The sequence below is a fragment of the Streptomyces sp. NPDC016640 genome, assembly GCF_043076215.1.
Classification (GTDB): domain Bacteria; phylum Actinomycetota; class Actinomycetes; order Streptomycetales; family Streptomycetaceae; genus Streptomyces.
In genome coordinates this window covers 1-4,653 of the sequence record NZ_JBIBRG010000039.1, presented here as the reverse complement: position 1 = coordinate 4,653, position 4,653 = coordinate 1, and the positions used below count along the sequence as shown (strand labels likewise).

Below are 4,653 nucleotides of genomic sequence, written 5' to 3'. Positions count from 1 at the left end.
GCCCCTCCCACCGCAGCGTAATCCAGGCCCCGCCCGCCCCCCCTACGCCCTGACACGCCCTCAACCGATCAACACCCCACCAACGTGACAACGCCGAGAGGACCCGTAGGTCTGGATGTCCGTGGACATAGCGCCCGTAGGCGTACCCGACAGTAACTCACCTGAGTCCGGCCCAGCGAGGCCCTTCCCCTGCCGCTGGGGCGTGCTGACGTGTCCCCGCTCGGCCAACGGCTGCCGGTCTCGTACCCCCCGGCGCGAGTAGGGCTGTGTTCTGCTGGCGGCGGTGTCACACCGGGCCGCTACGGTTCGGCTATGGCCGCGCACACCTCGTCTCCCAACGGACTCGTCCCCGTACACGTCGCTGTTCGCGACCCCGCGCAGATGGAAGAGCCCGATCCGCAGGCCGCCGACTACGCGCGCAAGCTCTTCGCGGCCTCGGCCAGGTACGCGGGTATCTCTTGGACCAAGTACGGGGCCGAGCCGCGCTGGCTCGGCATGGACACCAGCACCTGCGCCGCCGCCATCAACCCGAGCCACTTCTCCGGCCACGGTGCCGACGAGTTCGACAGGTTCCTGTCCGGAGCGGCCTCGCGCGGGGAGCCTGCGCTCATCATCGCGACGATGGGCACGGCGGACGATGACGATGACCGCGTGTGGTCGGTCTTCGGCCGGCCCGGTGGCCGCGTGGACTTCCGCCACTTCACCGGCGCGATCGTCGGCGAGCGGCTGCTCGCGGGGGCGGAGGTCTCCCTGGTTCCCGGTCTGGACGCGGCCGACCGCGACCTCGGACTGAGGCTGCTCAACCGTCCTCCCAGCGCCCCCTGGTGGGCGATGACCTTGCAGGCGAGCGCCTTTGTGGGACCGGCCGGAACGACGGTTCGCGAGCCCGAGGGCGAGCTGGTGCCGATCCTCGTCGACAGCCTGGGCGAGCCCGTCGTCGCACGCTGGACGTCCGGCGACGGCCGGCAGATCTGGTACGTGATCCCGGACGGGGTCGACTGGAACCAGGTGGTCGACTGGCTCGTCCAGTACGCCCTTCTCGAGCACGTACCGGCCGCACTGCGCCGCGTCCGCTCACGCCACCATGTCGACCCCGCCCTGGAAACCCCCGCGGAGACGCAAGCACGCAGCTCCCTCGAAGAGTTGGAGCGCCGCTACCTGGAGGACAAGGCCCGCCTGGAAGACGATCTGGAGCGGGCGAGGCAGGAGGCCGAACCCATGCGCAACGGCCTGCTGTACGGCAGCGGCAGCGAGCTGGAAGAAGCGGTGGCCGTGGTACTGCGGGCCGCCGGCTTCGCCGTCACCGATCTGGACGAGGAATTGGGCGACACCCTGTCGGCGGACCTGCTCGCCGTGCTGAACGGGGCCACCTGCCTGGTCGAGGTGAAGGCCGCCGCAGGGGCAGCGGGGGAGAAACTGATTTCGCAGCTTCAACGCCATCTGGAGAAATGGCCGCAACTGCGGCCTGGCCAGCCTGTCACGTGCGCTGCCTTGATCGTCAACCACCAGCATCGCCTCGCCCCCGCCGAGCGCCCTCCCGAGGTGTATCAGCGCAGGGTCGTCGACGCGCTTCCGTTTCCCGTGATCGCTTCCGGGGATCTGTTCCGCTGGTGGCGCACACAGGACTGGTCGGCCGTGCAGGCCGCCGTGCTCGGCCAGGCCCACTCAGGGGGACAACGGGACGAGCGCCCTGCCGGAGGGCGCCAGACCTCGGCGGTCGGCCGCAGGCGGTGGCGTCCCTGGGGCAAAGGCGGCCCTGCGTAGCGGTTGCGGCGCCATCTCGCCAGCGACACGCACGCACTCGACAACGGGGCGGGCGGCTGTCGGCGCTGTATCGCAGCATCGTGTACGCACAGCCCCTTGTGAAGCACACCGAGATCGGTGCGAAGACGCCGGATGGAGCGGCAGTTCTCATGTGCCGCTGGGTACTCCAGGACCGTGTGTGGACAATGCCTCTTGATGAGGCCGGGTTCACCCGAATCAGTACCGAGGTGCTGCCCGGCGGACTGACCGGGGCCGCGCGCTGCCCGACACGCTCCTGGTGACGGTGTTCCGCTCGGGCGATCAGCGGACCGTCTGACGCGACGGCCGACCGGCTTGGCTTCCCGGCCCGGTCAGGCCCTACCTCCGGCCCGGAAGCAATCAGATGAGGTGGCGCCCGGAGAGGAACTTACGCCACTCGTCTACCGCTTCTTCGGCGACCTTCAAGAGGTCGCGCTCGCTGCCGCCGGAGGCAATGTAGAAGCGGTGCGCTGAGGTCCCCTTCCTGACGAAGACGGCGACGTCGTTCCGCGCAATTGTCGTGGAGAGGTCACCGGTCTGCGAACTCGTCAGTTCGAAGTGCTTCGATCCGTTGGCGACATCTGCACAGACCTGGAGCACCGGGCTGCCACCGATCAGCGTGTGCACATCGTCCTTGGTCACACCGCTCGCCGGATCGTTCCAGAGCCAGTCCCTGAGAGCGTGCACCGTCTCGAAGAACGACAGAACCTTGTCGATCGCAACGTCAGTGCCGCCGGCGCGCCTGCGTATACGCCCCGCACATCCTCAAGCCGACGACCTACCCGCTCCCACTGCGACTGCCAACCTTGGCCAAGCATGAAACGAGTGTCGCAGCAGGAGGCGTCGACGCCAGGCATTTGAACGTCAACGGCGTGCACGGTCGGTGAGTTGGTGGAGGTGGCCGATCCATGCCTGCAGGAAGGCCCCCGGTCCCTCCTCCTTGGCACCGGGCAGCCGCAGCAGCCCCTGCCCGGTGTCGGCCTGTTCGGCCAGCACCGACTCCAACCAGCCGGCGAGCGCGGTGATCTCGGGGGCAAGGCACATGGTCAGGGCGTGCACGATGCCCGACGGGTTGATCATGATCGGCATCATCTGGGCCACGATCAGGGAGAGGCCGGACTCCTCCAGCACCGCCCGCAGGCGGGCGAGGGCGGGGTTGTCGGGCATGCCGAGCCCGTGCATCAGATACAGGCCACCGATCCCCGCGGGCACTATCGCGGCGTGGCGCGCGGCGGCCATCTCCTCGAGACCGGCCGCCTGGAGCAGGGCGAGCGGGTCGACGGCCCCGGTTCGGATCCAGCCGTCGAACTCGCCCGTCTCCTCGGCCTGCCGCGCATCTGCGGCGACGCCGGTCCAGTCGAGGCCGGGCATGAGGGTGGCGAGCGCGTCGACGAGCCGCTCGCTGCCGACTTCGCCCGCGCCCATCGCGGCGGCCGCGACCATGCTCACCGCCCCTCGCCGCCGCCGACGATCCTCACCCTGGTCAAGCTCGGCCTCCGGATCCTCCAAGACCCGCCGCATCACCTCGGGGTGCGCGGGTCCGGCGTGCCCGCGCCCCACCACCCGCCCGGCCGCGGTGTAGAACGCGTCCTGCTCCTCCTCACCAGCGCCGGCCGCCGTACGGGCCCCCATGACCAGGCGCTGCGCCGTGGAGCGCCGCATCGCCCACACCAGGGCCTCCCGCACAGCCGGCCACGGCGGCTCTGGCACCGCCAACTGCCCGGGCAAGGCGGGGCGTCCGGCCTCGGCGTACCAGGCGATCACCGTCCAGCGTACATCCCGCCCCGAGCGCGCGTGCCGGCCGAGCACCGCGGCCACCGCGACGGTTTCCTCGGCGAGCACCGACACCGAGCCGCGCCCGCGCCCCAGCCACACCCGCGCGTGCCTGGGCAGCAGCCCCAGCCCCCGCCACCGCTCCAGCTGTGCAGCCGACACCGTGATGCCGAGCGCCGCCATCCGCCCGATCAGCTCCACATCCGCCGCACTTGGTTCTCCTCTTGCCACACACCCCAATTTAGAACCCCGCGAGGTACCCGGAAACAGTCCCCCACGTACCCGCTGAACTGGGAAATCACCGGCCCCGGCAAGGGCTCGGGAAACCGCCGTACGCCTCCTGGAAGGAACCGCTCGCCCATGCCCGCACGCCCTCGACGTCCCCGCCCCACCCCCTCCCGTCGCGCCCGAAACCTGCCCGCCCGTACAGCCCCCGCGGCCGCCACCGCGCTCCTCCTCACCCCCACCGCCGGCGGACGCACCGCCCTTGCCTACGCCGGCACCGGCCTCCTGCTGCTCCTGACCCTCACCGCCGCCCTCGCCCTCGGCGCCGCCTACGCCCCCAACCCCGCCCACCGCACCGCCGCGCGCCGCACCCTCCACCTCCTGCTGCGCCTCGTCCCCTGGTATCCCGACCGCCCATAGACCCGCGCTGCACGGTCTTGCCCGACCGAGAGGACCTCGCCGCCAGAGGGCGCCGAGCTGCTCGCCCGGCTACGCGACACCCGCCTCGGCACAGCCGGCCACAGGGCGCCGTCGGACCTTCTCGGCGATCCCTCCACCTCCTGGGCCGAGTTGGCCACCGGCGCCGGGGGAGTGGAGTGACCGTGCGGCTGGCCGCGACCGCCCTCCGCACCCCCGCGCACCGACGGCCCTTCCGGCCCGGAACCGGTGGGATGAACCCGGGCGCATGGTGGCAGGCTTCCGTTCAGACCGATCACCGGTGCCTGAAGTGCGTGCACCGTCAGCGAAGGAGCACTCTTGGGATTCATCGCCAAGCTGTTACTGAGGTTGAACTCGTGATGTCGTGCTGTTGCTCAGGTGGGTCTGATGGTCAGGCCGGTCTCGGCGAGGCAGCCGTCTATGAGGTGACTGCGG

General features: G+C 70.6%; 4 protein-coding genes. 2 read left to right on the top strand and 2 right to left on the bottom strand.

Annotated elements, in window-relative coordinates; genetic code table 11:
• Positions 1 to 312 precede the first annotated feature (312 nt).
• The gene (locus ACF07S_RS33360; protein WP_391975912.1) at positions 313 to 1,764 is read left to right on the top strand and encodes a hypothetical protein; all 1,452 of its coding nucleotides are present in this window, start codon (positions 313 to 315) and stop codon (positions 1,762 to 1,764) included.
• Between the two features lie 378 nt (positions 1,765 to 2,142).
• On the opposite strand, the gene ACF07S_RS33355 is transcribed toward ACF07S_RS33360, so the two are convergent.
• Both ACF07S_RS33355 and ACF07S_RS33350 read right to left on the bottom strand, forming a co-directional pair.
• Complete coding sequence (locus ACF07S_RS33355) at positions 2,143 to 2,424, bottom strand: hypothetical protein (protein ID WP_391975911.1); 282 nt, start codon at positions 2,422 to 2,424, stop codon at positions 2,143 to 2,145.
• A 222-nt stretch (positions 2,425 to 2,646) separates the two neighbouring features.
• Complete coding sequence (locus ACF07S_RS33350) at positions 2,647 to 3,786, bottom strand: hypothetical protein (protein ID WP_391975910.1); 1,140 nt, start codon at positions 3,784 to 3,786, stop codon at positions 2,647 to 2,649.
• 129 nt (positions 3,787 to 3,915) lie between these two features.
• Here ACF07S_RS33350 and ACF07S_RS33345 point away from each other — a divergent pair, with 129 nt between their 5' ends.
• A complete protein-coding gene (locus ACF07S_RS33345) occupies positions 3,916 to 4,200 on the top strand; it encodes a hypothetical protein (RefSeq protein ID WP_391975909.1) in 285 nt (94 codons plus the stop codon).
• Positions 4,201 to 4,653 lie beyond the last annotated feature (453 nt).

Bases quoted from the DNA above. Each gene is read 5' to 3' on its own strand.
- ACF07S_RS33360 (WP_391975912.1), top strand. From the start codon at position 313: ATGGCCGCGCACACCTCGTCTCCCAACGGACTCGTCCCCGTACACGTC.
- ACF07S_RS33345 (WP_391975909.1), top strand. From the start codon at position 3,916: ATGCCCGCACGCCCTCGACGTCCCCGCCCCACCCCCTCCCGTCGCGCC.